Origin of the sequence: Hydrogenophaga defluvii, from assembly GCF_042665235.1 — a bacterium.
Taxonomy (GTDB): Bacteria; Pseudomonadota; Gammaproteobacteria; order Burkholderiales; family Burkholderiaceae_C; genus Hydrogenophaga; species Hydrogenophaga defluvii_A.
Genome location: NZ_JBHTBZ010000043.1, coordinates 109,894 through 136,727, shown reverse-complemented (window position 1 = coordinate 136,727; position 26,834 = coordinate 109,894). Strand labels below are relative to the sequence as shown.

The 26,834-nt window shown below is 65.4% G+C and carries 19 protein-coding genes and 1 pseudogene; 18 read left to right on the top strand and 2 right to left on the bottom strand.

Annotated features, from left to right (window positions below):
• The first annotated feature begins 40 nt into the window (after window positions 1-40).
• The 7 genes and pseudogenes from ACFQU0_RS14955 (at window position 41) to ACFQU0_RS14930 (ending at window position 12,023) form a co-directional block, all read left to right on the top strand.
• Window positions 41-1,843, top strand: coding sequence for a methyl-accepting chemotaxis protein (locus tag ACFQU0_RS14955; RefSeq protein WP_382202144.1), 1,803 nt, complete (start codon window positions 41-43; stop codon window positions 1,841-1,843).
• Between the two features lie 40 nt (window positions 1,844-1,883).
• A pseudogene (locus ACFQU0_RS21880) lies at window positions 1,884-4,685 on the top strand (PAS-domain containing protein); the annotation flags it as partial.
• Entirely contained in the window at window positions 4,674-6,746 is a 2,073-nt protein-coding gene (locus tag ACFQU0_RS21875; RefSeq protein ID WP_465262194.1) for a putative bifunctional diguanylate cyclase/phosphodiesterase, read from the top strand. The pseudogene ACFQU0_RS21880 and the gene ACFQU0_RS21875, both read left to right, overlap by 12 nt.
• A gap of 44 nt (window positions 6,747-6,790) precedes the next feature.
• Window positions 6,791-8,287 (top strand): M20 family metallopeptidase, encoded by a 1,497-nt coding sequence (locus ACFQU0_RS14945; protein ID WP_382202141.1) that lies wholly within the window; start codon window positions 6,791-6,793, stop codon window positions 8,285-8,287.
• 7 nt (window positions 8,288-8,294) lie between these two features.
• Entirely contained in the window at window positions 8,295-9,140 is an 846-nt protein-coding gene (locus tag ACFQU0_RS14940) for an alpha/beta hydrolase (protein ID WP_382202139.1), read from the top strand.
• 18 nt (window positions 9,141-9,158) lie between these two features.
• A complete protein-coding gene (locus ACFQU0_RS14935) occupies window positions 9,159-9,923 on the top strand; it encodes a transporter substrate-binding domain-containing protein (protein WP_382202137.1) in 765 nt (254 codons plus the stop codon).
• Between the two features lie 3 nt (window positions 9,924-9,926).
• Window positions 9,927-12,023 carry a putative bifunctional diguanylate cyclase/phosphodiesterase gene (locus ACFQU0_RS14930; RefSeq protein ID WP_382202135.1) on the top strand — a complete coding sequence of 699 codons (2,097 nt, stop codon included), beginning with the start codon at window positions 9,927-9,929 and terminating at the stop codon, window positions 12,021-12,023.
• A gap of 285 nt (window positions 12,024-12,308) precedes the next feature.
• On the opposite strand, the gene ACFQU0_RS14925 is transcribed toward ACFQU0_RS14930, so the two are convergent.
• The gene (locus ACFQU0_RS14925; RefSeq protein WP_382202134.1) at window positions 12,309-13,487 is read right to left on the bottom strand and encodes an MFS transporter; all 1,179 of its coding nucleotides are present in this window, start codon (window positions 13,485-13,487) and stop codon (window positions 12,309-12,311) included.
• A gap of 119 nt (window positions 13,488-13,606) precedes the next feature.
• Here ACFQU0_RS14925 and gshA point away from each other — a divergent pair, with 119 nt between their 5' ends.
• The 3 genes from gshA (at window position 13,607) to ACFQU0_RS14910 (ending at window position 17,400) form a co-directional block, all read left to right on the top strand.
• Entirely contained in the window at window positions 13,607-14,899 is a 1,293-nt protein-coding gene (gshA, locus tag ACFQU0_RS14920) for a glutamate--cysteine ligase (protein ID WP_382202132.1), read from the top strand.
• A 138-nt stretch (window positions 14,900-15,037) separates the two neighbouring features.
• Entirely contained in the window at window positions 15,038-16,906 is a 1,869-nt protein-coding gene (locus tag ACFQU0_RS14915; RefSeq protein ID WP_382202130.1) for a potassium transporter Kup, read from the top strand.
• A 77-nt stretch (window positions 16,907-16,983) separates the two neighbouring features.
• Window positions 16,984-17,400 carry a MerR family transcriptional regulator gene (locus tag ACFQU0_RS14910; protein WP_382202128.1) on the top strand — a complete coding sequence of 139 codons (417 nt, stop codon included), beginning with the start codon at window positions 16,984-16,986 and terminating at the stop codon, window positions 17,398-17,400.
• A 9-nt stretch (window positions 17,401-17,409) separates the two neighbouring features.
• On the opposite strand, the gene gstA is transcribed toward ACFQU0_RS14910, so the two are convergent.
• Window positions 17,410-18,021, bottom strand: a complete 612-nt coding sequence (gene gstA / locus ACFQU0_RS14905; protein ID WP_382202126.1) for a glutathione transferase GstA — start codon at window positions 18,019-18,021, stop codon at window positions 17,410-17,412.
• 157 nt (window positions 18,022-18,178) lie between these two features.
• Between gstA and ACFQU0_RS14900 the strand changes: the two genes are divergently transcribed.
• The 8 genes from ACFQU0_RS14900 to trkA are packed head-to-tail and all read left to right on the top strand — an operon-like array spanning window position 18,179 to window position 26,826.
• Window positions 18,179-18,640, top strand: a complete 462-nt coding sequence (locus ACFQU0_RS14900) for a PaaI family thioesterase (protein ID WP_382202124.1) — start codon at window positions 18,179-18,181, stop codon at window positions 18,638-18,640.
• A gap of 18 nt (window positions 18,641-18,658) precedes the next feature.
• A complete protein-coding gene (locus tag ACFQU0_RS14895; RefSeq protein ID WP_382202122.1) occupies window positions 18,659-19,837 on the top strand; it encodes an isovaleryl-CoA dehydrogenase in 1,179 nt (392 codons plus the stop codon).
• Between the two features lie 29 nt (window positions 19,838-19,866).
• Entirely contained in the window at window positions 19,867-20,523 is a 657-nt protein-coding gene (can, locus tag ACFQU0_RS14890) for a carbonate dehydratase (RefSeq protein ID WP_382202120.1), read from the top strand.
• A gap of 23 nt (window positions 20,524-20,546) precedes the next feature.
• Window positions 20,547-22,358, top strand: coding sequence for a bifunctional isocitrate dehydrogenase kinase/phosphatase (aceK, locus tag ACFQU0_RS14885; protein WP_382202118.1), 1,812 nt, complete (start codon window positions 20,547-20,549; stop codon window positions 22,356-22,358).
• Between the two features lie 38 nt (window positions 22,359-22,396).
• The gene (locus tag ACFQU0_RS14880; RefSeq protein WP_382202116.1) at window positions 22,397-23,584 is read left to right on the top strand and encodes an acetyl-CoA C-acyltransferase; all 1,188 of its coding nucleotides are present in this window, start codon (window positions 22,397-22,399) and stop codon (window positions 23,582-23,584) included.
• Window positions 23,584-24,252 (top strand): SDR family oxidoreductase, encoded by a 669-nt coding sequence (locus tag ACFQU0_RS14875; RefSeq protein ID WP_382202114.1) that lies wholly within the window; start codon window positions 23,584-23,586, stop codon window positions 24,250-24,252. The genes ACFQU0_RS14880 and ACFQU0_RS14875 overlap by 1 nt, the downstream gene beginning before the upstream one ends.
• 21 nt (window positions 24,253-24,273) lie before the next feature.
• Window positions 24,274-25,401, top strand: coding sequence for an acyl-CoA dehydrogenase family protein (locus tag ACFQU0_RS14870; protein WP_382202112.1), 1,128 nt, complete (start codon window positions 24,274-24,276; stop codon window positions 25,399-25,401).
• 36 nt (window positions 25,402-25,437) lie between these two features.
• Window positions 25,438-26,826, top strand: coding sequence for a Trk system potassium transporter TrkA (trkA, locus tag ACFQU0_RS14865; protein WP_382202110.1), 1,389 nt, complete (start codon window positions 25,438-25,440; stop codon window positions 26,824-26,826).
• The last annotated feature ends 8 nt before the right edge of the window (window positions 26,827-26,834 follow it).

Sequence of the window (26,834 nt, the reverse complement as noted above, 5' to 3'; positions counted from 1 at the left end):
GGGCGCAACCAAAACGACACGAGACAAACGAGGGCACACCATGAAACTCGACAACATGAAAATTGCCGCCCGGCTGGGCCTGGGTTTTGGCATGGTGATGCTGCTGGCGGTACTGCTGGCCGGCATTGGCATTTACAGCATCCAGAGCACGCAGGCCAACCTGCAGCAGGCCAAACAACGAGCCCAGTTGGTGGGGGTGGCGCAGGAGTGGGTGGCCAGCACGCGCCTGAACATCAACCGCGCGCTGGCGCTGGCCAAGTCGCGCAACGATCCGGCGGTGGATGCGCACTTCTCCCCGCTGATCACCCAGACCACCCAACGCATCAACGAACTGCAGAAGACGTTGGAGGCGGCCCTGCCCCAAGGCGAAGGCAAGGCCTTGCTGGAAACCATTGGCAAGCGGCGCAGCGAATACGTGTCGCTGCGCGGTGGCTATTTCACTGCCCTCAAGAACGGCGACCCCAACGCCGACGCCATGCTCACCGAGAAGGTGTTGCCGGCCTCCGAAAGTTACCTGGCCGCCATGATGGAGCTGCTCAAATTCGGTGAGCGTGTGACCACCGCCGCTGACACGCAGTTGGCCGCAGGCCTCAAAAACGCCATGATTCTGCTGGCGACGATGGCCGCGCTGGCGGTGGTGTCGGGGCTGCTGTTCGCCTACCTGATCACCCGCAGCGTGACCCAGCCTGTCACGCGCGCCGTGGCGGTGACGCGCCAGATTGCGGGGGGTGACCTCACCGCGAGTGTGAGCACCGACCGCCGCGACGAGCTGGGGGACATGCTGCGCGCGCTGGGCGAGATGCGCGAGGCCTTGGTGCGTTCGGTGTCGCAGATTCGCCAAAGCGCCGACAGCATAGGCACGGCCAGCGCCGAAATTGCCAGTGGCAACCAGGACCTGAGCGGCCGCACCGAACAGGCCGCGAGCAACCTGGAGGAAACCGCCAGCAGCATGGAAGAGCTGACCGCCACCGTGCGCCAGAGCGCCGACGCCGCGCGCCAGGCCAACCAGTTGGCCAGCACCGCTGCCCAGGTGGCGCAAAAAGGCGGCGCCGTGGTGGGGCAGGTGGTCACCACCATGGACGACATCAGCCACAGCAGCAAAAAAATCGCCGACATCATTGGTGTCATCGACGGCATCGCCTTCCAGACCAACATCCTGGCGCTCAACGCGGCGGTGGAAGCGGCCCGCGCGGGCGAGCAAGGCCGGGGTTTTGCGGTGGTGGCCGGCGAGGTGCGCAACCTGGCCCAGCGCAGCGCGCAGGCGGCCAAGGAAATCAAGGACCTGATCGGCTCCAGCGTGCAAAAAGTGGGCGAAGGCAGCGCGCTGGTGCAGACGGCCGGCAGCACCATGCAGGAGATCGTGCAAAGTGTGCAGCGGGTCAGCGACATCATCGGCGAGATCACAGCCGCGTCCAGCGAGCAGAGCGATGGCATCGGCCAGATCAATGTGGCCGTCAACCAGCTCGATCAGATGACCCAGCAGAACGCGGCCTTGGTGGAGCAAAGCTCCGCCGCTGCCGAGAGTCTGCGCGAGCAGGCGGCACGCCTGACCGAGGTGGTGGCCAGCTTCAAGCTCAACGAAGGCGCGGCGCCCATGCTGGCCGCAACCCGTGCGCCCGCACCCCGTGCGCCCAGCCCGCGTGCGCCAGCGCCTCGGCCGTCTGCCGCACCCAGCAAGCTATCACCACCCAAGGCGGCGGCACCGGCCAAGGGCATTGCGGCCCGCCCGGCCGCTGCTGCAGCACCGGCAGCAGCGCCTGCGGCGCCACTGCTGACCCGTCAAGCGCCGGTGCGAGCGGCCAAACCGGCCTCGGGCGACGAGGGCGATTGGGAAACCTTCTGAACCAGCCGGTGACCAGGCTCCACCGGCCCGTACCACCGACATGAGGCTGCCGCCACCCGGACACCCCAGCGCATTGCCTTCGGAGGGCGCGCCGGTGTCGGGTGCTGCCCAGAGCGCTTTGGGCAATTTGCCCAGACGTTTCATGTACGGGTTGGGCAGGGGGCTGGATCAGATCAGCGAGATGGTGATGGTCACCGAATCGGGGCCTCACGAAGGTGGCGAAAGCCGCATTGTTTTTGTCAACCAGGCCTTTGTCCGCCACACCGGCTTCGCCATCGATGAGCTGGTGGGGCATTCGCCTAGGGTTTTGCACGGCGCGCGCACCGACCCCGACGCGGTGGCCCGCATCCGACGCGCCTTGGCGCAGCGCCAGGCGGTCCGGGTGGACATCACCTACCACACCCGCACGGGGCGGCCGTATTGTGTCGATGTCGAAGTGGTGCCCATCGCCGATGCGCGTGGGCAGGTGACCCACTTCCTTTCCTTGCACCGCGACATCACCGACCGGGTGGAAATCGACGCCGCGCTGCGCGACAGCGAAGAGCGTTTTCGTGGCCTGACCGAACTGTCGTCCGACTGGTACTGGGAAAGCGACGAAAACTTTCGGTTCACACGGTTCGACGGCAACCTGCCAGAGCGGTTTGTGCACGCCCGCAGCCTGGGCCGACGGCCTTGGGAACTGCCCGCTCTGAACATGGACGCTGCCGCTTGGGCGACGCACCGCGCCGATCTGGAAGCGCACCGGCCGTTTCGCAACCTGGAGGTGCAGCGGGTGCACGCCGACGGCGGCGGCGAGTGGGTGGCCATCAGCGGCGAGCCCATGTTCGACACCCAGGGGCACTTTCGCGGCTACCGAGGTGTGGGCTCGTACATCGGCGCGCGCAAACATGCGGAGGACGCGCTGCAAAAGGCCAACGAGTTGCTCCGCGTGGCGTTGGAAAACGTGCCGCTCGGGGTGGTCAAGGTGGACGCCGATGGCACGGTGAGCTTCTACAACCGCCGTTTTCTGGAGCTGTTGAAACTGCCCGAAGCCTTGATGCAGGCGCGGCCCACGGCGCTGCAGGTGCGGGCCTACCAGCAGCAGCGGGGCGACGTGACACCGCTGGAGCTCAGCGACGACCGCGTCATGCGCGAGTTGTGCGAGCAAGGCCACAGCGCCACACGCGAGCATGTGTTTGTGCGCAAAACGCCCGATGGGCAAATCCTGCAGATCCACACCCGCATGCTGGACGGTGGCGGTTGGGTGCGCACCTACGCCGACCTCACCGAACACCTGAGTGCGCAGGAGGCATTGCGTGAAAGCGAGGCCCGCTTTCGCAGCCTCACCCAGCTCTCCACCGACTGGTACTGGGAGCAGGACGAACAGTACCGCTACACCCGCATTGAAGGCCGTTCGGTTCAGCAGTGGTACCCCGAGGCCTACGAAGGCAAGACATTGTGGGAGCTGCCCAACCACAACCTGAGCGAAGCCGAGTGGGCAGCGTTTCGCGCCCTGCTGGAGCGGCGCGAGGAGTTTCGGCGTTTTGAGGTGTTGCGCCGCTGGCCGGACGGGCGCGACTACTGGATTGCCGTCAGTGGGGCGCCCATTTTTGACGCCAACGGGGTGTTCCGTGGCTACCGGGGCGTGGGGCGCGACATCACGAAACGCAAGGCCGCCGAACGCGACACGCTGGACCGCCTGGCTTTCAGCCAGCGGCTCACCCACAACGTGCCGGGCATGGTCTACCAGATGCGCATGGGGGCCGACGGCGGGTTCAGTTTCCCCTTCATCAGCGACGGCGCGCTGGAGGTGTTTGAACTCAGCTCGCGCCAGATTCAGGGCAATGCCAACGTGTTGTATGCCCGCATTCACCCGGACGACCGCGCCGTGGTGCGGGCCTCGGCACTGGCCTCCGCCGACGCACTCAGTGCGTGGGAAGTGGAGTACCGCGTGCTGCTGCCGGTGGCCGGCGAACGTTGGCACACCACACGGGGCCGCCCCGAACGCCAGACCGACGGGGCGGTGCTGTGGTACGGCTTCACCAACGACATCACCGAACAGCGCCGCAGCCGCGATGCGATGAACCAGCTGCTGGCGCAGCAACAGGCCATTCTGCAGGCCATTCCCGACATCCTGATCGAGATGGACCGCGAGGGCCGCTACCTGTCCATCCATGCGCCGGACGAAAGCATGCTGGTGGTGCCGGTGGCCGAGCAACTGAACCGCCCTGTGAGCGAGGTGTTGCCGCCCGATGCCGCCCGGGTGGTGCTCGATGCACTCGCAAAGGCCGCTGCGCACGAGGTGGTGGCCGCGCGCGAGTACGCGCTGGACATTCCCGGGCATGGCCCGCAATGGTTCGAGCTGTCGGTCTCGCTCAAGGGCGGCCACGGGGCGCAAAGCAGCCCGGACGAGCGCTTCATCCTGCTGGCGCGCAACATCACCGAGCGGGTCACGACCGCGCGCCAACTGCGCGACGCCAATGCGCTGCTGACCGGTCGCACCGACTTGCTGGAAGTGACGCTGTCCAGCCTCAGCCAGGGTGTGGTCATGTACGAGGCCAACGGGCGGGCGGTGTTCTACAACGAGCGCTTCTTGCAGATGATGGACTTGCCCGCGTCGCTCATGTCGCGGCAGCCCACGCTGGACGAGATCGTCGATTACCAGTTCGCCCAAGGGGCCTTCCCGGCGGGCATGAGCCGCAAGGATGTGTCCAGCGCTTACGGTTACACGGTGGGTGGGCGCTACCTGGTCACGCCGGGCCAGTACCTGCGCGAGGCGCCTGGCAACCGCGTGCTGGAGGTCAAGACCAGCACGCTGCCCTCGGGCGGCTGGGTGCGCACCTACGCCGACGTGACCGATTACGTGGCCACCCAACGGGCACTCAAGCAAAGCGAGGAGCGGCTCAACCTGGTGCTGCAAGGTTCAAACGACGGCGCCTGGGACTGGAACCTGGTGACCCGCGAGGTGTATTTCTCGCAGCGCTGGTGGGCCATGCTGGGCTACGAGCCCGATGAGCTGCCGGCCACACCCAAACTCTGGCTGACCCTCACCCACCCGCTGGACAGCCTGCGCGTGAGCGCCGAGTTCGACGCCGTGCTGGCCGACAGCAGCACCAGCTTCGAGCTGGAGTTCCGCATGCTGCACAAGCAAGGCCACGAGATCACGGTGCTGGACCGTGGCTACGTGTCGCGCGACGAACAGGGCCGGGCCGTGCGCCTGGCCGGCACCCTGACCGACATCACCGCACGCAAGCAGCTTGAACTGCGGTTGGAGCGCAGCGAAGCCCGGCTGAGCGCCTTCTTCGAAGCCATTCCCGACAGCGTCTGGCTCAAGGACGCGGAAGGCCGCTACGTGCTGGCCAACCCGGTCAAGGCGCGCATGTACGGCCGCGCCGTTGACCAGATGCTGGGCAAGACGGAAGCGGAGCTGGTGCCGCCGGCGCAGGCCCAGGGCTACCGCGAAAGCGACGAGCGCGCGCTGCGCACGGGCGAATCGCTGGTGTACGAGGAGGAGGCGCTGATGGACGGTCAGCGCCGTGTGCTCGAAGTGGTCAAACGCGCGGTGCACGACCACGGCGGGCAGGCGTTTGGTGTGCTGGGCGTGGCCCGCGACATCACCGAACGCAAGCTGGCCGAGGCCCAGATCGAGCGGCTGGCCTTCTACGACCCCCTCACCCACCTGTGCAATCGCCGCCTGTTTCAGGACCGGCTGGAGCAGGCCCAGGCGGCCAGCGTGCGCAACGGGCAATGGGCGGCGGTGTGTTTCATCGACCTCGACAACTTCAAGGACCTCAACGACACCCTGGGCCACGACACGGGTGACCAACTGTTGCAGCAGGTGGGGCAGCGCTTGCAGCAGGTGGTGCGCGAGGAAGACACCGTGGCGCGCCTGGGCGGCGACGAGTTTGTGGTGTTGTTTGAACAGCTGGGCACCGAGGCCGATGTGGCCGCGCTGTACGCCAACAACGTGGGTCAGAAAATCCTGAGCGCGCTCAACGAGCCCTACCGCCTGTCGGGCGCTTTGCACCACAACACGCCCAGCATCGGCCTGACGCTGTTTCGCGACCACGACGAACGTGTCGAAGACATCCTCAAGCGCGCCGATCTGGCGATGTACCAGTCCAAGTCGGCCGGGCGCAACACGGTGCGGTTTTTTGACCCCAACATGCAGGCCGTGGTGATGGCGCGCTCGGCCCTGGAGCGCGACCTGCGACAGGCGCTGGCCGAGGAGGCGCTGGTGCTGTTCTACCAGCCGGTGGTCAACACCGAGCGGCGGGTGACGGGCTATGAGGCGTTGGTGCGCTGGAAACACCCACAACGTGGCATGGTGTCTCCGGCCGAATTCATCCCGGTGGCCGAGCAGACCGGTTTGATCCTGCCCATCGGTGGCTGGGTGTTGCGCACCGCGTGCGAGCAACTCGCGGCCTGGTCACACGACCCGGACAAGCAGGGCCTCACACTGGCCGTCAACCTCAGCGCACGCCAACTGCGCCACGCCGAATTCGTGCCCGAGGTGCTGGGGCTGCTGGCGTCCACCGGGGCGCCGCCGCAGCGGCTCAAGCTCGAACTCACCGAAAGCCTGCTGCTGCACGACATCGAGGAAACCATCCTCAAAATGCAGCAGTTGGCCGAGCGCGGCATCTGTTTTGCGCTGGATGACTTCGGCACCGGCTATTCGTCACTGAGCTACCTCAAGCGCCTGCCGCTGTCACAGCTCAAGATCGATCAGAGTTTTGTGCGCGACCTGCTCACCGACCCGAACGACGCGGCCATCGCCCGCACCATTCTGCAACTGGCACAAAGCCTGGACCTGGACGTGGTGGCCGAAGGTGTGGAGACCGAGGGGCAGCGCCAGTTCCTGCAGCTCATGGGTTGCAAGGCCTTCCAAGGCTACCTGTTCGGACGGCCCGGGCCTTTGGAATAATGTCTTTTTGCGCCCTGTGCGCCCCGCCCTTTTTGGAGACCGCCATGAACGCACGTGTGCCCCTGTCCAGCGCCGACACCGATGCCTTGTTGTCCCACGTCAGCGACAGCTGGACGCAGCGCATCGTGCCCGAGCTCAAGTCTTACATCGAGATCCCCGCCAAGTCCCCGTCGTTTGATGCCGACTGGGCGGCCAACGGCCACCTCGAGCGTGTGTTGCAGCGCGCCGCCGACTGGGTGCGCGCGCAAAAGGTCGAAGGCTTGACGCTGGAGATCGTGCGGCTGAAAAACGCGCACGGCCAGGACCGCACGCCGGTGATGTTTTTCGAGTTGCCCGCCAGCGCTGGCAAGGACGGCACGCCCGCGCCCACGTCGGGCCAGTCGGTGCTGATGTACGGTCACCTCGACAAACAACCCGAATTCAACGGCTGGCGCAGCGACCTGGGCCCGTGGACACCCAAGATCGATGACGGCAAGTTGTACGGCCGCGGCGGTGCCGACGACGGTTACGCGGTCTACGCCAGCATTGCCGCGGTGCAGGCCTTGAAGGCCCAGGGCGTGGCCCACCCGCGCATCGTGGGGCTGATCGAGACCTGTGAGGAAAGTGGTTCGCACGACCTGCTGCCTTACGTGGACGCGTTGCGCCCGCGCCTGGGTGACGTGGGCCTGGTGATCTGCCTGGACAGCGGCGCCGGCAACTACGACCAGCTGTGGCTCACCACCAGCCTGCGTGGCATGGCCAGCGGCGTGCTCAAGGTGCAGGTGCTGACCGAAGGCATCCACTCGGGCGACGCCTCGGGCCTGGTGCCGTCGAGCTTTCGCATCATGCGCCAGGTGCTGGACCGCCTGGAGGACAGCGCCACCGGCCGCCTGCTGCCCGACATTTTCCATTGCGAGGTGCCGGCCGAACGTGTGGAACAGGCCCGCGCCACCGCCGCCATCCTGGGCGAAGAGGTCTACAAACGTTTCCCCTGGGCGCACCACGACTGCGGTGGCTCCAGCGTGTTTGCCCTCCCCACCACCACCGACCCGGTGGAGGCGCTGCTCAACCGCACCTGGCGGCCCACGTTGTCGGTCACGGGGGCCGATGGCTTCCCCGAACTGAAAAACGCTGGCAATGTGTTGCGTCCCTACACCGCCTTCAAGCTCAGCCTGCGCCTGCCGCCGCTGGTGGATGCGCCCACGGCCGTGCAGCAGCTCAAGGCCTTGCTGGAAGACAACGCGCCCTACCAAGCGAAGGTGACCTTCGAGACCGAAGGTGGTGCCACCGGATGGAATGCCCCGGCCATCACGCCCTGGTTCGACCAAGCCTTGCGCGACGCCTCGCAGGCCGCCTATGGCGCCGGTTACGGCACCATCGGTCAGGGCGGCACCATCCCGCTGATGAACATGCTCAGCCAGGGTTTCCCCACCGCGCAGATGATGGTGTGTGGTGTGCTTGGCCCCAAGAGCAACGCCCACGGACCCAACGAGTTTTTGCACCTCGACTACGCGCGCCGCCTCACCGCCGCCGTGGCGCAGGTGATTGCCCGCATGCCCTGAGCGCCGGATGGTGTCCACCACCCAGGCCCCATTCACCCTGCGCGACGGCGAAAACCTCGCGGTCTACGACTGGCCGCTGCACCCGGCCCAGCGGCCGCGCGCGGTGGTGCTCATCGTGCATGGCCTGGGAGAACACGCCTGGCGCTACGACCACGTGGCCCGGCGCCTCAATGCCTGGGGATTTCAGGTGCGGGCCTACGATCAGCGGGGCCATGGTGAATCGGGTGGCGCGCGGGGCGTGTTGCCCGCCGATCACGCGCTGTTGGCCGACCTGGCCGAGGTGGTGGACGACACGCGTGAGAACCTCTGCAACCCTTGGGCTTGCCCCATGGTGCTGCTGGGCCACAGCATGGGCGGGCTGGTGGCGGCGCGGTTTGTGGCCGAACGCCTGCGGCCGGTGGAAGGCCTGGTGTTGTCGTCTCCCGCGCTGGACCCGGGCCTCTCGGGTTGGCAAAAGGCGTTGATTGCGGTGCTGTACCGGCTGGCGCCCAACCTGTCGGTGGGCAATGGGCTGGATGCGACACAGCTGTCCCACGATCCGGCGGTGGCACCGGCCTACCTGGCGGACACGCGCAACCACGACCGCATCAGCGCCCGGCTGGCGCGCTTCATTGAGCGCGAAAGTGCGTTCACCGTGGCTGCCGCGCCGCGCTGGACCTTGCCCACGCTCCTGATGTACGCGGGCGCCGATGCCCTGGTGCATCCGCGTGGCAGCCGCCAATTTGCAGCGGCGGCGCCCCCCGAGGTGGTGCACAGCCGTTGCTTCGATGGGCTGTACCACGAGCTCTTCAACGAGCGCGATGCCGACCCGGTTTTCGAGACCCTTGAACACTGGCTGGACCAGGGTTTTTGAGCCGTGCACAATGGATTCATGGCGTCCCCCAAGTTGCGGCTGTTGCATGCCTGTTTCGCGCTGGTTTGTGCCGGCGTGACCGGCCTGGCTGGCGCCGCGCCCGCCCTGGGCACGCAAGGCCAGCCGCTGCGTCTGCTCTACCAGGAGCGCCCCCCTTACACCACCCTCAAGTCCGACACAACGGTGGAGGGCCTGGTGGCCACGCCGGTCCAGCAGGCGCTGGCGCGCGCGGGGATTGTGGCGCGCTGGGAGCTGACGCCCAGCCAGCGGCAGTTGCTGCTGGTGCAGTCCGGGCAGGAGCCCGTGTGTGCGCTGGGCTGGTTTCGGAATCCGGAGCGCGAAAAACTTGGGCTGTTCAGCCGCCCGCTGTACCGCGATCTGCCCATGGGTGGGCTGGTGCGCACCGATGCGACCTTGGCCGATGGCCAGTCCTTGCAGGCCACGCTGGCCTCGCCGCAGTTCACCGTTTTGACGAAAGAGGGTTATTCGTACGGCGCTGACATCGACCGCTGGTTGACCCAGCTGCCTGGCCGGCGGGCCAGCACGGGCAGCGAGCCCTTGCAGCTGGTGCGCATGTTGTTGGCCAGGCGTGCCGACCTGTTGCTGGTGGCGCCAGAGGAAGGGCAGTTGCTGATTGGCCTCGCCGCATCCGACCAGCTGCGCCTGGTGCGTTTTTCCGACATTGGCCCCGGGTTGGATCGCCATCTGTACTGCAACTTCAGTGTGGGCACCGATCTGCTGCGCCGCATCGACCGTGGGCTGGAGCGCCTGGCGCCGCGCTGAGCCATGTCCGCGCCTGTGCCGCCACCAGACGATTCGCCTGCCGCACCGCAGACGCCCGCTCCCTGGGGACGCCTTCAGCAGTGGTGGGCCGGCCTGAGCCTGCGCGCCAGCCTGCTGTGGGTGCTGGGTGTGACCCTGGTCACCCCGGCCCTGTTGCTGCTGGTGGTGGGCCAGCGCATTGCCCAAACCCAGCAGCAGACGTTATTGGCCGAGGCCATGCAGTCCGTCATGGTGGTCGGGGCTGCCTCGCTGGGCGACCCGATGTGGGCCATCGACATGCACGCCATCGAGGCCGCCATGCGCCGCCTGCTCGACAACCCGGCGGTGGTGGGGGTGCGGGTGCGCGAGGAACGGCCCGATGCCCAGGCCATCGAGATGGGTTCGCCCACCATGCTGGCGCGCTTGCAGCGTGGTGAGGCGGTGGACGGTGTGGTGGTGCGGCGCGAGGACATCTTCCGCGAGGGCCTGCTGCTCGGCTCGCTGCAGGTGTGGTTCGACACCCGCCTCCAGTCCCCGGCGGTGCGGCAGGGGCAATGGCAACTGGTGGCCCTGGTGCTGCTGCAAATGTGTGCTTCGTTGCTGGTGCTCAGCGTGTTCCTGACCCGCCGTGTGGCGCGGCCGGTCGAACGCCTCAAAGCGCTGGCCAGTGCCATGGTTGCACATGGCGCCGAACCTTCAGCCAGGACGGAGCGGCGCCGCCTGGACGAACTGGGGCAACTCGGTCGCCTCATGTTTGAGGTGCAGCAGCAGTTGCAGGACAGTTTTGGCGCGCTCGAAGAGAAAAATCGTCAGCTGCAGCACATGGCCTTGTACGACGCCCTCACCGGTCTGCCCAACCGCAACCTCTTCCGTGAGCTGGTGGAACATGACATCGGCCAGGCGCAGCGGGCTGGCGGGCGCTTTGGCTTGCTGTTCGTGGACCTGGACCGTTTCAAGACCATCAACGATGCGCTGGGACACGCCATGGGCGACCAGCTCTTGATCGAAGTGGCGCACCGCCTGCGCAGCACCTTGCGCGAGGCCGACGTGGCCTGCCGCCAGAGTGGCGACGAGTTCATGGTGTTGGCCCGTCAGGTGGTTGATTGGCAGGAGTTGGCCACACTGAGCGAACGCCTGCTGCACGCATTGGCTCGGCCGGTGTTGTTGGGCAACACGCCGGCGCGGGTGTCGGGCAGCATAGGCATTGCCATGTTTCCGGACGACGCCAGCGACTTCGAAACCCTGGTCAAACACGCCGATGTGGCCATGTACCAGGCCAAGTCCCTGGGCCGAGCGCGCTACAGCTTTTTCCTGCCCGAATTCAACACCCGCCGCCAGGCCAGCGTGGCCCTGGAGCAGCAGCTCAGCGAAGCCATCGAGCGGCGTGAGTTTGTGCTGCACTACCAGCCGCAGGTGCACGCGCAGCACGGCCACATGGTCGGCTGCGAAGCCTTGCTGCGCTGGCACCATCCCGCGCGGGGGTTGCTCGCGCCGGGCGAGTTCATCACCATGGCGGAAGAGTCGGGGTTGATCGCCGAGATGGGCCTGTGGGTGCGCGATGAAGCTTGCGCCCAGTTGGCGCGCTGGAAAGCCGAGGGCCTGCGTCCGGGTGTGATGGCCATCAACGTGTCGGCGCTGGAGTTTCGCGACCACCGCCTGGTGGACAGCCTGCGCGACGCCATGATGCGTCACGACATCGCGCCGCAGGAGGTGGAGGTGGAGCTGACCGAAAGCGCGCTCATGGCCGACAGCGACACCTCGCTGCGCATCATCGACCGGCTGGTGGAGCTGGGCGTGCGCCTGGCCATCGATGACTTCGGTACCGGTTATTCCAGCCTGGCCTACCTCAAGCGTTTGCGGCCGCATCAGCTCAAGATCGACCGCTCGTTTGTGCGCGACATCGCCACCGATGCCGACGACCGTGCGATCGTGAAAGGCGTGATCGGGCTGGCGAGCACTCTGGGCATGGATGTGACGGCTGAGGGTGTGGAAGACGAAGACCAGCGCAGCTTCCTGTGCCAGGAGGGATGCACCTACCTGCAGGGCTATGGCATCGCGCGGCCCATGCCGGCGGAGGACATGGCGCGGTGGATGCGGGAGCGGGTGGTTGCGTCGGCCTGATGTGGGTGAGATCGGGGCGGTGGGGCGCTCTGCGCCGCTCGTGTCCTCCGCCGGCTGCGCCGGCTCCTCCTTTACCTCGCTCTGCAGAACGCCCCACCACCCCGATCTGCAACGATGTGGGAGCGCCCACGGTGGTGTGCCAACACGGTGGTTGCCTGAGGGCATGGGGTGCCTGGCGCAGCGGCATAAAGGGGGAAAACCGGCGAAGCCGGTTTGGAGGACAGCCGCGGAGCCAGGTGCCCCATGTCCTCGGGCCAGCAAAGCAAGTGACGCGCGAGCAGCCAATCAAACCGCCGCCCGCACCTCCCGCCGCCGCACCGAAGCCAGCCACAACAAGGCCACGGCCGTGAGTGCCACCGGCACCAGCGAGCCCAGGTTCAGCCACTGCCAGCCTTGTGTGGTGACCAGCGCCCCCGACGCAAACGAAGTGAAGGCCATGGTGGCGAACACGCAGAAATTGATGGCCGCTTGCGCACGGTCTTTTTCCTCCGGCCGGTAGGCGGTCATGGCCAGGGTGGTGCTGCCGGTGAACAGGAAATTCCAACCCACTCCCAGCAGAAACAGCGCGATCAGGAACTGGTGCAGGTCCACGCCCGACAACGCAATCGCAATACACAGCGCATTGAGCAGCACACCCACACCCATGATGGGCAAGGTGCCAAACCGTTTGATCAGGTGGCCGGTGAAAAAACCCGGCGCAAACATGCCGATCACATGCCACTCCAGCACCAGCGCCGCGTCTTTGAAGGCGTAACCACACACCTGCATGGCCAGGGGCGTGGCCGCCATCAGCAGGTTCATCACCCCGTAGCCCAGGGCCGCACCCACGGCGGCCACGATGAACACCGGTTGGCGCATGATCTCGCCCAGGGGGCGGCCCTGGTCTGCGCCGGCCACCTTGGGCGGCACGGGAGGGAATTCGATGACGGCCATCAGCCCCATCGACACGATGGCCACCACCGCCAGCGACAGGTAGGCGCCGGCAAACGGCACCGCCGTCAGGTCTTGGGTGCGACTGGCCAGGTTGGGGCCCACCACGGCGCCAATCAGGCCGCCGGCCATCACCAGCGACACCGCCTTTTCGCGAAAGTTGGCGCTGGCCAGCTCGGCGGCGGCAAAACGGTACAGCTGCCCATTGGCGCTGTAGTAGCCCGCGAACATGGTGCTGGCCACCAGCAGCCAGAATTGCGTGTGTGTGACGGCCCAGGCGCACAACAACGCAGAGGTGAAGGCCACCACCAGCCCGAGCTGGAACGATACCTTGCGTCCCCACTTCGCCTGCGTCTTGGCCACCAGCCCGGTGGAGATGGCGCCGCCCACCACATAGCCCATCACCGGCAGTGTGGCCATCCAACCCAGTGGCGCCAGCGCCAGGCCCACCAGGCCGTTGATGGCGATGAAGACCACGTTGTTGGTCAGGAACAGGCCTTGGGCGGCGGCCAGCAGCCAGAGATTTTTATTCATAAGCTGTTGTTTATATCCGAGTCGCTGCGGCGACGCCGGTCGCCCTTGCGATGGGCGCTTTCGCCCCCATGTGCTGCGGCTTCTAGAATTGTTAAACCCTCCCCCTCAGAAGGCCACCCATGGTCCCCCACCTCGTCACCGCACTCACTGGCCCCATCAACGAGCTGGAGCAGCGCATCCTCGAATCCACGCCGGTGATCGAACGCTGGTTCCGCCTGGAGTGGATGGAGCACACGCCGCCTTTCTACAGCTCGGTGGACGTGCGCAACGCGGGCTTCAAGTTGGCGCCGGTGGACACCAACCTCTACCCCGGCGGCTGGAACCACCTCACGCCCGAGATGCTGCCACTGGCGGTGCAGGCCGCCATGGCTGCCATCGAAAAGATTTGCCCCGAGGCCAAGAACCTGCTGCTGGTGCCTGAGAACCGGCGCGATATCTCCTACCTGAGCAACCTCGCGCAACTGCAGCGGCTGTTCTACATGGCCGGCCTCAACGTGCGCCTGGGCTCGCTGTCCAACGATATCAAGGACCCCACCACCATCGAGCTGCCGGGTGGCGACAAGGTGACGCTGGAGCCGTTGATCCGCAGCAAGCGCCGCCTGGGCCTGAAAAACTTCGACCCCTGCACCATCCTGCTCAACAACGACCTGCGTGCCGGCGTGCCCGGCATTTTGGAAGACCTGCACGAGCAGTACCTGCTGCCGCCGCTGCACGCGGGCTGGGCCACCCGGCGCAAGAGCCAGCACTTCAAGGCCTACGAAGAGGTGTCCAAGCGCTTCGGCAAGCTGCTGGGCATGGATCCGTGGCTGATCAACCCGCTCTACAACCAGTGTGGCGAGGTGGATTTTGCGCAGGGCACCGGCCTGGAGTGCCTGCGCAGCAACGTGGACGCGCTGCTGACCAAGGTGCGCCGCAAGTACAAGGAATACGGCATCAATGAGAAGCCGTTTGTGGTGGTCAAGGCCGATGACAGCCACCCCGGTTTTGGCCTGCTGTCGGTGCGCGACGTGAAAGACCTCGACGTGTTGGTGGCCAAGACCCAGAAGGCCATGGTGGCTGCCGGTGGGGCGACCGTGGCACCCGATGTGATCATCCAGGAAGGGGTGTTGACCCACGAGCGCATCAATGACGCCGTGGCCGAGCCGGTGGTCTACATGATGGACCGCTATGTGGTGGGCGGCTTCTACCGCGTGCACGCCGAGCGCGGCGAAGAGGAAAGCCTGAGCGCGCCGGGCGCCCGATTTGTGCCCCTGGCTTTCGAGAAAAGCGCCATCATGCCCCAGCCTGGTCAGAAACCCGGCGCCAGCGCGCCCAACCGCTTCTACATGTACGGTGTGATCGGTCGCCTGGCCATGCTGGCGGCCAGCTACGAACTCGAAGCCACCGACCCGGACGCCGAGACCTACGACTGAAAGTTGTTGCAGCGCAACATGCGCGGTCACACGGGTGTGGTTTAGACGCCATACCCGGTTGGCAGTGTGGGGCCGCAGGCGCAGAATCGGCCACCTTGCAACAGCGCAGCAGCGGCATTGAGCCGGTGCCGGTTTTTTGTGGCTGCATCCAAATCCTCACTCGCGGCGCTCACCCTGGGCGCCATCGGCGTGGTCTATGGCGACATCGGCACCAGCGTGCTGTACGCCGTCAAGGAAGTCTTCGGCTCCGGGCATGTGCCCTTCACCCACGACAACGTGTACGGGGTGTTGTCCATCCTGTTCTGGACGCTGACCGTCATCGTCTCGCTCAAGTACGTGGTGCTGGTGCTGCGGGCCGACAACGCGGGCGAGGGCGGCCTGATCGCCATGCTGGCGCTGGCCTCGCAGGCCGTCAAAGACAAACCCGAACTTCGCCGCGTGTTGCTGGTCATCGGCATCTTTGGTACCTCGCTGTTTTATGGCGATGGCGTCATCACGCCCGCCATTTCGGTGCTGTCGGCGGTGGAGGGGCTGGAAGTGGTGTCGCCGGCCTTCCGGCAATACGTCGTGCCCATCACCCTGGTGGTGCTGTTTGTGCTGTTTGCGGTGCAAAAACGCGGCACCGGCGGCATCGGCAAATTTTTTGGCCCCATCACCCTGGTGTGGTTCTTCACCATCGCGGCGCTGGGCGTCTCGCACATCGTGGGCCACCCTGAAATCCTCGCGGCGCTGAGCCCACACCACGCCCTGCGTTTCATGTGGCAGCAGCCGGGCACCACTTTCATCATCCTGGGCGCGGTGGTGTTGTGTGTGACGGGTGGCGAGGCGCTTTACGCCGACATGGGGCACTTCGGCAAAAAGCCCATTCGGCTGGCTTGGTTTTCCGTGGTCATGCCTTGCCTCACGCTCAACTACTTTGGCCAGGGCGCCTTGTTGCTGGAAGACCCCGAGGCGGTCAAGAACCCCTTCTTCAACATGGCACCCGACTGGTTGTTGCTGCCCCTGGTGGGCCTGGCCACCATGGCCACGGTGATCGCGTCACAGGCCCTGATTTCGGGGGCCTTCAGCGTCACCAAACAAGCCATTCAGATGGGCTACCTGCCGCGCCTGGGCATTCAACACACCAGCGTGCGTGACACGGGTCAGATCTACATCCCCTTTGTCAACTGGGGCCTGTTTACCGCCATCGTGTTGGCCGTGGTCATGTTCAAGTCGTCCAGCAACCTGGCGGCGGCCTATGGCATCGCGGTCACGTTGGACATGTTGATCACCACCGTGCTGACCTTCTTTGTCATCCGCTACGGCTGGAAGTACCCGCTCTGGTTGTGCCTGGCCGCCACCGGCTGGTTTTTTGTGGTGGACATCCTGTTCTTCTCGTCCAACCTGCTCAAGCTGTTTGCCGGCGGCTGGTTCCCGCTCATGATTGGCGGTGTGGTGTTCGCTCTGATGATGACCTGGAAACAAGGGCGGGCTTTGTTGACCGAGGCCCACATGGCCGAGGCCATCGACCTGTCGAGTTTCCTGGAGGCGGTGTTCGTGAGCCCGCCGCTGCGGGTGGCGGGCACGGCGGTGTTCTTGACCGCCGAGAAGGGGGCGGTGCCCAACGCTTTGCTGCACAACCTCAAGCACAACAAGGTGCTGCACGAGCAAAACCTGTTCGTGACCGTGCGCAACCACGAGGTGCCCTGGATTGGCCTGGACAAGCGGCTGGAGGTGGAGCCGCTGGGCCACGACTGCTGGCAGGTGGTGATCCACTACGGTTTCAAGAACGACCCGGACGTGCCCAAGGCCTTGCAGTTGCTGCGTGGCCGTGGCTGTGAGCTGGAGGCCATGACGACCAGCTACTTCCTGTCGCGCGACACGGTCATCCCCTCGCTGGGCAGTGGCATGGCGCCCTGGCGCGAAAAGCTGTTCGCACAGATGCACCGCAACGCGGGCGCGGCAGCGGACTTTTTGAATCTGCCCAGCAACGCCGTCATCGAGCTCGGCTCCAAAATCGAAATCTGACCTTCAGGCCTACGGTGGGGCATGGCGTTAAGATGCGCCACTTGACGTTAACGTAAACGTCAAAGTAAAACCCACCCATGGCCACGAACCCGACCTACACCATCAGCGACCTGGCGCGGGAGTTCGACCTCACGACCCGCGCGATTCGTTTCTACGAAGACATGGGCCTGCTGCAGCCGCAGCGCGGAGGCCCCGGCGGGCGCAACCGGGTGTATTCGTCGCGTGACCGCACCCGCCTCAAACTCACACTGCGCGCCAAACGTCTGGGTTTTTCGCTCACCGAGGCCAAGGACATCATCGAGATGTACGACAGCCCGCGCGACACGGGGCCGCAGTTGCGCAAGTTTTTGCAGGTGCTGGCCGCGCACCGCCAGCAGATCGAAGACCAGCTGGCCGACCTGCAGGCCAACCTCGACGAAGTCAAGGTGCACGAAAAGGAGGCGCGCAGCCTCCTGTCCAAGGTCGAAAAGACGGAAAAAACCGAAAAGGCTTGAGCCGGGCGGTCAGCCCAGCAGGCCTTCGGCGCGCATCGCGGCCTGCACACCGGGGCGTGCGGCGACCCGGGCCGAGAAGGCATGGATGTTCGTGTGGGCCGACAAATCCACTCCCACACGAGGTGCCCAGGAACACACCACAAACAGGTAGCCGTCGGCCACGGTGAACTGTTCACCCATCAAAAACGACTTGCCTTCGAGTTGGCTGTTGATCCACTTCAAGCGGCCTTGCAGGCGTTCGGTGGTGGCGGCCTTCACCTCGGCGGGCGTGGCGGGGTTGAACAAGGGGCTGAAGCCACCCTTGTGCACTTCGGTGGCAATCAGGTTGAGCCAAGCCTGCAGCTGGTAGCGCGCCACGGTGCCGTTGGTGGGCGCCAGCTGTTTGGCGGGGGCCTGGTCGGCGATGAACTGCATGATGGCCGGACCTTCGGTCAGCTTGGTGCCGTCGTCCAGTTGCAGCAGCGGCACATAGCCCAGCGGGTTGATGGTGTAGTAATCGGTGCCGTCGGGCAGCTGGTGCGTTTTGGTGGGTGCCGGAATGCCTTCATAGGCCAAGCCGGCTTCTTCGATGGCGATGTGGCTGGCCAGGGAGCAGGCGCCGGGCGAGTAATAGAGCTTCATGTGCGAACGGTTCAAAGGTGAAAGTGACAGAACCGGCATCGTAGCCGGGCGGGCGTAACCCCGTGCGCCGACGGGCTTGTGGCAAACCCCAGTTGGCAGCCTGGGTTGGGCTGGGTCATAATTGACGTTTACGTAAACGTCAATTGCCAGTGCTTGCATGACCCAGCCCACCTTTGTGCCCGCCGTGCCCGAATTTGCCGACCGCGTCCGGGGCAGTTTTGCCCGCCAGGGGGCCATGGACACCCTGGGCGCACGCCTGGAGGCAGTGGAGCCAGGGCGGGTGGTCATCGCCTTCGACTGGGCGCAAGGGCTGACACAGCAGCACGGCTTCATCCACGCCGGCCTGGTGTCCACCGCGCTCGATTCCGCTTGTGGCTATGCTGGCTTCAGCCTCATGCCGGCTGACGCGGCGGTGCTCACCATCGAGTTCAAGATCAACCTGCTGGCACCTGCCAAGGGGCAACATTTCCGTGCCGTCGGCACGGTGGTCAAACCGGGGCGCACCATCACCGTGTGCGAGGGGCACTTTTACGCCATCGATGGCGGCCGTGAAAAGCTGGCGGCCACCATGGGCTGCACCTTGATGGCCGTGACCGGCCGCGAGAACATCCAATCCTGATTGTCTGGAGACACGAACATGAACCTGCCTGGCCTGAATTTCCAACTCGGTGAAGACATCGATGCCTTGCGTGACGCGGTGCGCGACTTTGCCCAAGCCGAGATCGCCCCGCGCGCGGCCGAGATCGACCGCAACGACCAATTCCCCATGGACCTGTGGCCCAAGATGGGCGAGCTGGGTGTGTTGGGCATCACCGTGCCCGAGCAGTACGGCGGCGCCAACATGGGCTACCTGGCGCACATGATCGCCATGGAGGAAATCTCGCGCGCCTCGGCCAGCGTGGGCCTGAGCTATGGCGCGCACTCCAACCTGTGCGTCAACCAGATCAAGCGCAACGGCAACGACGCGCAGAAACAGAAATATCTGCCCAAGCTGATCAGCGGCGAACACGTGGGCGCGCTGGCCATGAGCGAGCCGGGCGCCGGCTCCGATGTCATCAGCATGAAGCTCAAGGCCGAAGACAAGGGCGGCTACTACCTGCTCAACGGCAGCAAGATGTGGATCACCAACGGCCCCGATGCCGACACCATGGTGGTTTACGCCAAGACCGAACCCGAGATGGGCGCACGCGGCGTCACCGCCTTCATCGTCGAGAAGGGCATGAAGGGCTTTTTCACCGCCCAGAAGCTGGACAAGCTGGGCATGCGCGGCAGCCACACCGGCGAGATGGTGTTCCAGAACGTGGAGGTGCCGGCCGAGAACATCCTGGGCGGTCTCAACATGGGCGCCAAGGTGCTGATGAGTGGCCTGGACTACGAACGCGCCGTGCTGGCCGCCGGTCCCATCGGCATCATGCAGGCCGTCATGGACAACGTGGTGCCCTACATCCACGACCGCAAGCAGTTTGGCCAGAGCATCGGTGAGTTCCAACTGGTGCAGGGCAAGGTGGCCGACATGTACACCGTGCTGCAGGCCGGCCGCGCCTTCTGCTACCAGATCGGCAAGAACCTGGACAGTCTGGGCGTCGAACACGTGCGCCAGGTGCGCAAGGACTGCGCCTCGGTCATCCTGTGGTGCGCCGAAGAGGCCACCAAGATGGCGGGCAACGGCATCCAGCTGTTTGGCGGCAACGGCTACATCAACGAATACCCGCTGGGCCGCCTGTGGCGCGATGCCAAGCTGTACGAGATCGGTGCCGGTACGAGCGAAATCCGCCGCATGCTGATCGGTCGCGAGTTGTTTGCCGAAACGATGTGACTGTCAAATCGCCTCGGTAACATCGGCGCATGACCTCGTCCATCCAAACCCTCATCGACAACAACCGCCGCTGGGCGGCCGAGACCGAGCGCACCCGCCCGGGCTATTTCACCCAGCTCGCGCAGCAGCAAAGCCCCAAGTACCTGTGGATCGGTTGCTCCGACAGCCGCGTGCCGGCCAACCAGATCACCGGGCTGGAGCCGGGCGAGGTGTTCGTGCACCGCAACGTCGCCAATGTGGTGGTGCACTCCGACCTCAACGCGCTGTCGGTCATCCAGTTCGCGGTGGAGTACCTCAAGGTCGAACACATCCTGGTGGTGGGCCACTATGGCTGTGGTGGCGTGTTGGCCACGTTGCGTGGCATGCGCGTTGGCCTGGCGGACAACTGGTTGCGCCACGTCTACGACGTGAAAATGCGCCACCGCAAACGCCTGGATCACCTGCCCGAGGCGGTGCAGGAAGACGTGTTGTGCGAGATGAACGTCATCGAGCAGGTGGGCAACGTGGCCTGGACCAACGTGTTGCAGGACGCCTGGGCGCGTGGCCAGAATGTCACCGTGCACGGCTGGTGTTATGGCCTCAAAGACGGGCTGGTGAAAGACCTGGGTGTGAGCATGAGCCGCCCCGGCGAGGTGATGTCCACCTTCCGCAACGCCCTCAAACGTTACCCCAGGCAAGACGCCTGAGGGCGTCTAGGCGCTGATCGGCGATGTTCCCCCAGCGGCTGGACTCGACCGTCGCCTATGGCATCGCCCGGGCCATGATGGACGGGTTCAACCGCCATTACCGCCTGTTCCGCGCCGAATCCGCGCGCGCCAAACACCGCTTCGAAACCGCCGACTGGCACGCCCAGCAACGCGGCCAGCGCGAGCGCATCGAGTTCTACGACCTGCGCGTGAAGGAATGTGTGATGCGGCTGGAGAAGGAGTTCCAGGCCAGCCAGCAACCCATGGACGTGTGGCAGCAGGTCAAGCTGCATTACATCGGCCTGCTGGTCAACCACCTGCAGCCCGAGCTGGCCGAAACCTTCTTCAATTCGGTCACCACCAAAATCCTGCACCGCACCTACTTTCAGAACGATTTCATCTTCGTTCGGCCCGCGGTCAGCACCGAATACATCGAAGACGAGGCCGTCGGCACGCGACCGACCTACCGCAGCTACTACCCCCGGCGCGACACCCTGGCGACCGAACTGCAGCGCATGGTGACCGACTTCGACTTGCACGTGCCCTTTGTGGACCTGGAGCGCGACATCGAGCGCGTCCACCAGGCCATGCTGCGCCACTTCGACCACGTCAAGTTGCGCTCCAACTTCCAGCTGCAGGTGCTGGCCAGCCTGTTCTTTCGCAACAAGGGCGCCTACGTGGTCGGCAAAATCATCAACGGCTTCCAGGAAGTGCCGTTTGCCTTGCCCATCGTGCACCAGCGCCGCGCCCAGCTGGTCATCGACGCCGCCTTGTTCGGTGAGGACGACCTGCAACTCCTGTTCAGCTTTGCGCGTGCCTATTTCATGGTGGACATGGCCGTGCCCAGCGCCTGCGTGCAGTTCCTGCGCAGCCTCATGCCACGCAAACCGCGTGCGGAGTTCTACAACGCACTCGGCCTGGCCAAGCAGGGCAAGACGCTGTTCTACCGCGACTTCCTGCACCACATGCGCCACAGCTCCGACCGCCTGCGCATCGCGCCCGGCATCAAGGGCATGGTGATGCTGGTGTTCGACCTGCCCAGCTTTCCGTTTGTGTTTAAGGTCATCAAAGACCACTTCCCGCACCAGAAGGACACCACCCGCGAACAGGTGCGTGCCAAGTACCAGCTCGTCAAACAGCACGACCGCGTGGGCCGCATGGCCGACACGCTGGAGTTCTCGCTGGTGGCGTTTCCGCGTGATCGCTTCGAGGACGAACTGATCGAAGAGCTGCAGAGATTCGCGCCCAGCCAAGTCGAAATCTCCGACCGCGACGGCGACGGCCAGCTGGAGGTCATCCTCAAGCACTGCTACATCGAGCGGCGCATGATCCCGCTCAACCTCTACCTGCAAGAGGCTTTTGACACCGGGCTGGACAACCCGCGCGCGCACCAGCAAATGGCGCATGCCGTGATCGAGTATGGCAACGCCATCCGCGACCTGGTGTCGGCCAACATCTTCCCGGGCGACATGTTGTGGAAGAACTTTGGCATCACCCGCCAGGGCAAGGTGGTGTTCTACGACTACGACGAAATCGAATACCTGACCGAATGCAACTTCCGCCGCGTGCCACCACCGCGCAATGAGGAGGACGAGCTGTCGGGCGAGGTCTGGTACGCGGTGGCGAAGAACGACGTGTTCCCCGAAACCTTCGCCCCGTTTTTGCTGGGCCACCCGGCGGTGCGCGAAGTGTTTTTGCAGCACCACGCCGAGCTGTTGGACGTGGCCTTCTGGCAGGCGCACAAAGACCACATCCTCGCTGGCCACATGCACGACGTGTTCCCTTACGAACAGGCCCGGCGCTTCCAGGCGCCCGTGCCCGCTGAAACGGTTTGATCCTTCCCTTTGCTTCGTTTTTTCACAGGAGTTTTGCCATGTCCACAACCGATCCCATCGTCATCGTTGGCGCCGCCCGCACCCCCATGGGTGCTTTCCAGAGCGACTTCGCCTCGCTGGCCGCCCACGACCTGGGTGGTGTCGCCATCCGTGCCGCCGTGGAGCGTTCCGGCGTGGACAAGGCGCTGGTCGACGAAGTGCTGTTTGGCAACTGCCTGATGGCTGGGCAGGGCCAGGCGCCCGCGCGCCAGGCGCTGCTCAAGGGCGGCCTGCCGCTGTCGGCCGGTGCGGTCACCTTGTCAAAAATGTGTGGCTCGGGCATGAAGGCCACCATGCTGGCGCACGACATGCTGCAGGCCGGCAGCGCCACCGTGATGGTGGCCGGCGGTATGGAGAGCATGACCAACGCGCCCTACCTGCTGCAAAAAGGCCGGGGTGGCTACCGCATGGGCCACGACAAAATTTTCGACCACATGATGCTCGACGGCCTGGAAGACGCCTACGAACCCGGCCGCAGCATGGGCACCTTCGGTGAGGACTGCGCTGCCAAGTACAGCTTCACCCGCGAACAGCAGGACGCCTTCGCCATTGCCTCGGTGACCCGTGCCAAGGCCGCCACCGAGAGTGGCGCTTTCGCCAAGGAAATCGCTCCCGTCACCGTGAAAGACCGCAGCGGCGAGCGCGTGGTGTCGGTCGACGAAGGCCCGGGCAAGGTCAAGCTCGACAAGATCCCATCGCTCAAGCCCGCCTTCAAGAAAGACGGCACCATCACCGCCGCCAGCAGCTCGTCCATCAACGACGGCGCCGCCGCCCTGGTGCTGATGCGCCAGAGCACGGCGCAGGCGCAAGGCCTCAAGCCGCTGGCCCGTATCGTGGCCCACACCACCCACGCGCAAGAGCCCAACTGGTTTGCCACCGCACCCGTGGGCGCCACCCAAAAGCTGCTGGTCAAAACCGGCTGGACCGTGGCCGACGTGGACCTGTGGGAAATCAACGAAGCCTTTGCCGTGGTGCCCATGGCGCTCATGGCCGAGCTGAGCATTCCGCACGACAAGGTGAACGTGAACGGCGGCGCCTGCGCCCTGGGCCACCCCATCGGCGCCAGTGGCGCGCGCATCCTGGTCACGCTGCTGCACGCCTTGCAGGCACGTGGTGGCAAAAAAGGCGTGGCCACGTTGTGCATCGGCGGCGGCGAGGCCACGGCCATGGCGGTTGAGCTGGTCTGATGACCACGGTTCTCGTCATCGGCGCCTCGCGTGGCATCGGCCTGGAGCTGGTGCGCCAGTACCGCGAGGCCGGTGACCGCGTGATTGCCACCGCACGTGACGACGCGGGTTTGTCCGCCTTGCGCGACCAGGGCGCACACGCGCTCCAAGTGGATGTGGCCAACCCGGCCAGCGTGAGTGGCTTGTCGTGGCTGCTGGATGGCGAGAAGCTGGACGTTGCACTATACGTGGCCGGTGTGATGGACCGCGCCGGCGCCACCACGCCGCCCACGCAGCAGGCTTTCGATCATGTGATGCACACCAACGTGCTGGGGCTGATGCAGGTCATCCCGCAGGTGCTGCCCATGGTGGAGGAGGCCGGTGGCGTGTTTGGCGCCCTGTCGTCCAGCATGAGCCAGATCGCCAGCGTGCCCGGCAGCAACGCCTGGCTGTACCGCGTGAGCAAGGCTGCGCTCAACATGGTCGTGGCCAGCGCGCGCTTCGATTACCCCCGCGCTCGCCTGGTGGCGCTGGACCCGGGCTGGGTGCAGACCGACATGGGCGGTGCCACCGCGCCGCTGAGCCTGGCGGACAGCGTGACGGGCTTGCGCGCGGCCATCGCCAGCATCACATCCGACGACAACGGCCACCTCATCCACCACGATGGCCGCCGCGCCGCCCATTGGTAAACCATTTCCGAGAAACACACCATGTTGCTGACCCCCGACCAAGAAGCCATCCGCGACGCCGTGCGCGCCTTCGCACAAGCCGAGCTGTGGCCCCACGCCGCCAAGTGGGACAAGGAACACCACTTTCCCAAAGACGTTCACCAGGGCCTGGCCGAGTTGGGTGCCTACGGCATTTGCGTGCCCGAGGCGCTGGGCGGCGCCGGCTTGGACTACCTGACGCTGGCCCTGGTGCTGGAAGAAATTGCCGCCGGTGATGGCGGCACCAGCACGGCAATTTCCGTGACCAACTGCCCCGTCAACGCCATCCTCATGCGCTACGGCAATGCCGCGCAGCAAGCGCAATGGTTGCGCCCGCTGGCCGCCGGCCAGATGCTGGGCGCCTTCTGTCTGACTGAGCCCCACGTCGGATCGGACGCTTCGGCGCTGCGCACCACGGCCGTCAAACAGGGGGACGAATACGTCATCAACGGCGTCAAACAGTTCATCACCAGCGGCAAAAACGGCCACGTGGCGGTGGTGATTGCCGTGACCGACAAGGCTGCGGGCAAGAAGGGCATGAGCGCCTTCCTTGTGCCCACCAGCGCGCCGGGTTATGTGGTGGCGCGCCTGGAAGACAAGCTGGGCCAGCACAGCAGCGACACCGCGCAGATCAACTTCGACAACTGCCGCATCCCGGCCGAGAACCTGATCGGCGCCGAGGGCGAGGGCTACAAGATTGCCCTCTCCGCGCTCGAAGGCGGGCGCATCGGCATCGCCGCGCAGAGCGTGGGCATGGCCCGCAGCGCGCTGGAGGTGGCCATCGACTACGCCAAGCAGCGCGAGAGCTTCGGCCAGCCCATCTTCAACCACCAGGCCGTGGGTTTCCGCCTGGCCGATTGCGCCACGCAGCTCGAAGCCGCGCGCCAATTGATCTGGCACGCCGCCGTCTTGCGTGACGCCGGCCGGCCCTGCCTGAAAGAGGCCGCCATGGCCAAGCTGTTTGCCAGCGAAACCGCCGAACGTGTGTGTTCGGTGGCCATCCAGACCCTGGGCGGCTACGGCGTGGTGAACGACTTCCCGGTCGAGCGCATCTACCGCGATGTGCGCGTGTGCCAGATTTACGAAGGCACCAGCGACGTGCAAAAGATCATCATTCAGCGCGCGCTGTAAACGCTTCGCCGCTGGCGGGGCGGTAACATCCAGGCCATGAACATCATCATCCTGGGAGCCGGCAGGGTAGGGGAGAGCGTGGCCGAGAGCCTGGTGTCGGAGCAGAACGACATCACCGTCATCGACCACGACCCGGAGCGCCTGCGCCTGCTCGAAGAACGGCTGGACCTGCGCGGTGTGGTGGGCAACGGCATCCAGCCCTCGGTGCTGCGCGATGCGGGCGCCCAGGACGCCGACATGCTGATCGCTTGCGCGGCCGCCGATGAATCCAACCTGGTGGTCTGCAAGGTGGCACACGACGTGTTCAATGTGCCGACCACCATCGCCCGCCTGCGTTCGCCCGAGTTCGCCGAGGGCGACGAGCTGATGTCCAAGACCGGCTTTGCGGTGGACCACGTGATCTGCCCCGAAGAGTCGGTCACGCGTTACATCCATCAGCTCATCGACTACCCCGAGGCCTTGCAGGTGCTGGAGTTTGCCGATGGCCGCGCCTGCCTGATCGCGGTGCGTGCGGTGCACGGTGGCGCGCTGGTGGGCCACACCCTGGCCGACATCCGCGAACGCCTGCCCAACGTGGACATGCGTGTGGTGGCCATCTACCGCCAGGACGCCGAGGTGGACCCTGGCCCACAGACGCGCATCTTGGCCGGTGACGAGGTGTTTGTGCTGGCCGACAAGACCAAAATCCGCCAGGTGTTGGCCGCCATTCACCGCGCCGACCAGTCGGTGCGCCGCGTCATGATTGCCGGCGGCGGCAAGGTCGGTCTGCGGCTGGCGCGCAGCCTGGTGGGGCAGTGCCAGGTCAAGCTGATCGAGCGCGATCGCAAACGCTGCGACTACCTCGCCGGCCAGTTGCCCTCCAGCATGTTGGTGTTGCACGGCGACGGCACCGACGAAGACCTGCTGCAGGACGAACAGGTGGGCGAGATGGACCTGTTCCTGGCGCTGTCCAGCGACGACGAAGACAACATCCTGGCCGCCATGCTGGCCAAACGCCTGGGCGCCAACCGGGTGATCTCGCTGATCAACCGCCGCGCCTACGCCGACATGATGCAGGGCAGCACCATCGACATCGCCATCTCGCCGTCGCACACCGTCATCGGCGAGTTGCTCGCGCATTTGCGTCGGGGCGACGTGGCCCAGGTGCACAGCCTGCGCCGGGGCGCGGCCGAGGCGCTGGAGGGCATTGCGCGCGGCGACGTGAAAACGTCCAAGCTGGTGGGGCGCCGGGTGGAGGAGATCAAGCTGCCCCAGGGCGCGCGCATCGGTTGTATCGTGCGCGGCGAGCGCAACGATTCGCAGGTGCTGATGCCGCACCACGACACCTTGATCGAGGTCGACGACCACATCGTCATCTTCATCCCGCACAAACGCATGGTGCGTGAGGTGGAGCGCCTGTTCCAAGTCAGCGCCACCTTTTTCTGAGCACCGGT

Coding starts and splice junctions, on each gene's coding strand:
- ACFQU0_RS14895 (WP_382202122.1), top strand. CDS start 18,659: ATGAACCTGCCTGGCCTGAATTTCCAACTCGGTGAAGACATCGATGCC.
- ACFQU0_RS14935 (WP_382202137.1), top strand. CDS start 9,159: ATGGCGTCCCCCAAGTTGCGGCTGTTGCATGCCTGTTTCGCGCTGGTT.
- gshA (WP_382202132.1), top strand. CDS start 13,607: ATGGTCCCCCACCTCGTCACCGCACTCACTGGCCCCATCAACGAGCTG.
- ACFQU0_RS14930 (WP_382202135.1), top strand. CDS start 9,927: ATGTCCGCGCCTGTGCCGCCACCAGACGATTCGCCTGCCGCACCGCAG.
- ACFQU0_RS14880 (WP_382202116.1), top strand. CDS start 22,397: ATGTCCACAACCGATCCCATCGTCATCGTTGGCGCCGCCCGCACCCCC.
- gstA (WP_382202126.1), bottom strand. CDS start 18,021: ATGAAGCTCTATTACTCGCCCGGCGCCTGCTCCCTGGCCAGCCACATC.
- ACFQU0_RS14925 (WP_382202134.1), bottom strand. CDS start 13,487: ATGAATAAAAATCTCTGGCTGCTGGCCGCCGCCCAAGGCCTGTTCCTG.
- ACFQU0_RS14910 (WP_382202128.1), top strand. CDS start 16,984: ATGGCCACGAACCCGACCTACACCATCAGCGACCTGGCGCGGGAGTTC.
- ACFQU0_RS14875 (WP_382202114.1), top strand. CDS start 23,584: ATGACCACGGTTCTCGTCATCGGCGCCTCGCGTGGCATCGGCCTGGAG.
- trkA (WP_382202110.1), top strand. CDS start 25,438: ATGAACATCATCATCCTGGGAGCCGGCAGGGTAGGGGAGAGCGTGGCC.
- ACFQU0_RS14955 (WP_382202144.1), top strand. CDS start 41: ATGAAACTCGACAACATGAAAATTGCCGCCCGGCTGGGCCTGGGTTTT.
- ACFQU0_RS14940 (WP_382202139.1), top strand. CDS start 8,295: ATGGTGTCCACCACCCAGGCCCCATTCACCCTGCGCGACGGCGAAAAC.
- can (WP_382202120.1), top strand. CDS start 19,867: ATGACCTCGTCCATCCAAACCCTCATCGACAACAACCGCCGCTGGGCG.
- ACFQU0_RS14870 (WP_382202112.1), top strand. CDS start 24,274: ATGTTGCTGACCCCCGACCAAGAAGCCATCCGCGACGCCGTGCGCGCC.
- aceK (WP_382202118.1), top strand. CDS start 20,547: ATGTTCCCCCAGCGGCTGGACTCGACCGTCGCCTATGGCATCGCCCGG.
- ACFQU0_RS14945 (WP_382202141.1), top strand. CDS start 6,791: ATGAACGCACGTGTGCCCCTGTCCAGCGCCGACACCGATGCCTTGTTG.
- ACFQU0_RS14900 (WP_382202124.1), top strand. CDS start 18,179: ATGACCCAGCCCACCTTTGTGCCCGCCGTGCCCGAATTTGCCGACCGC.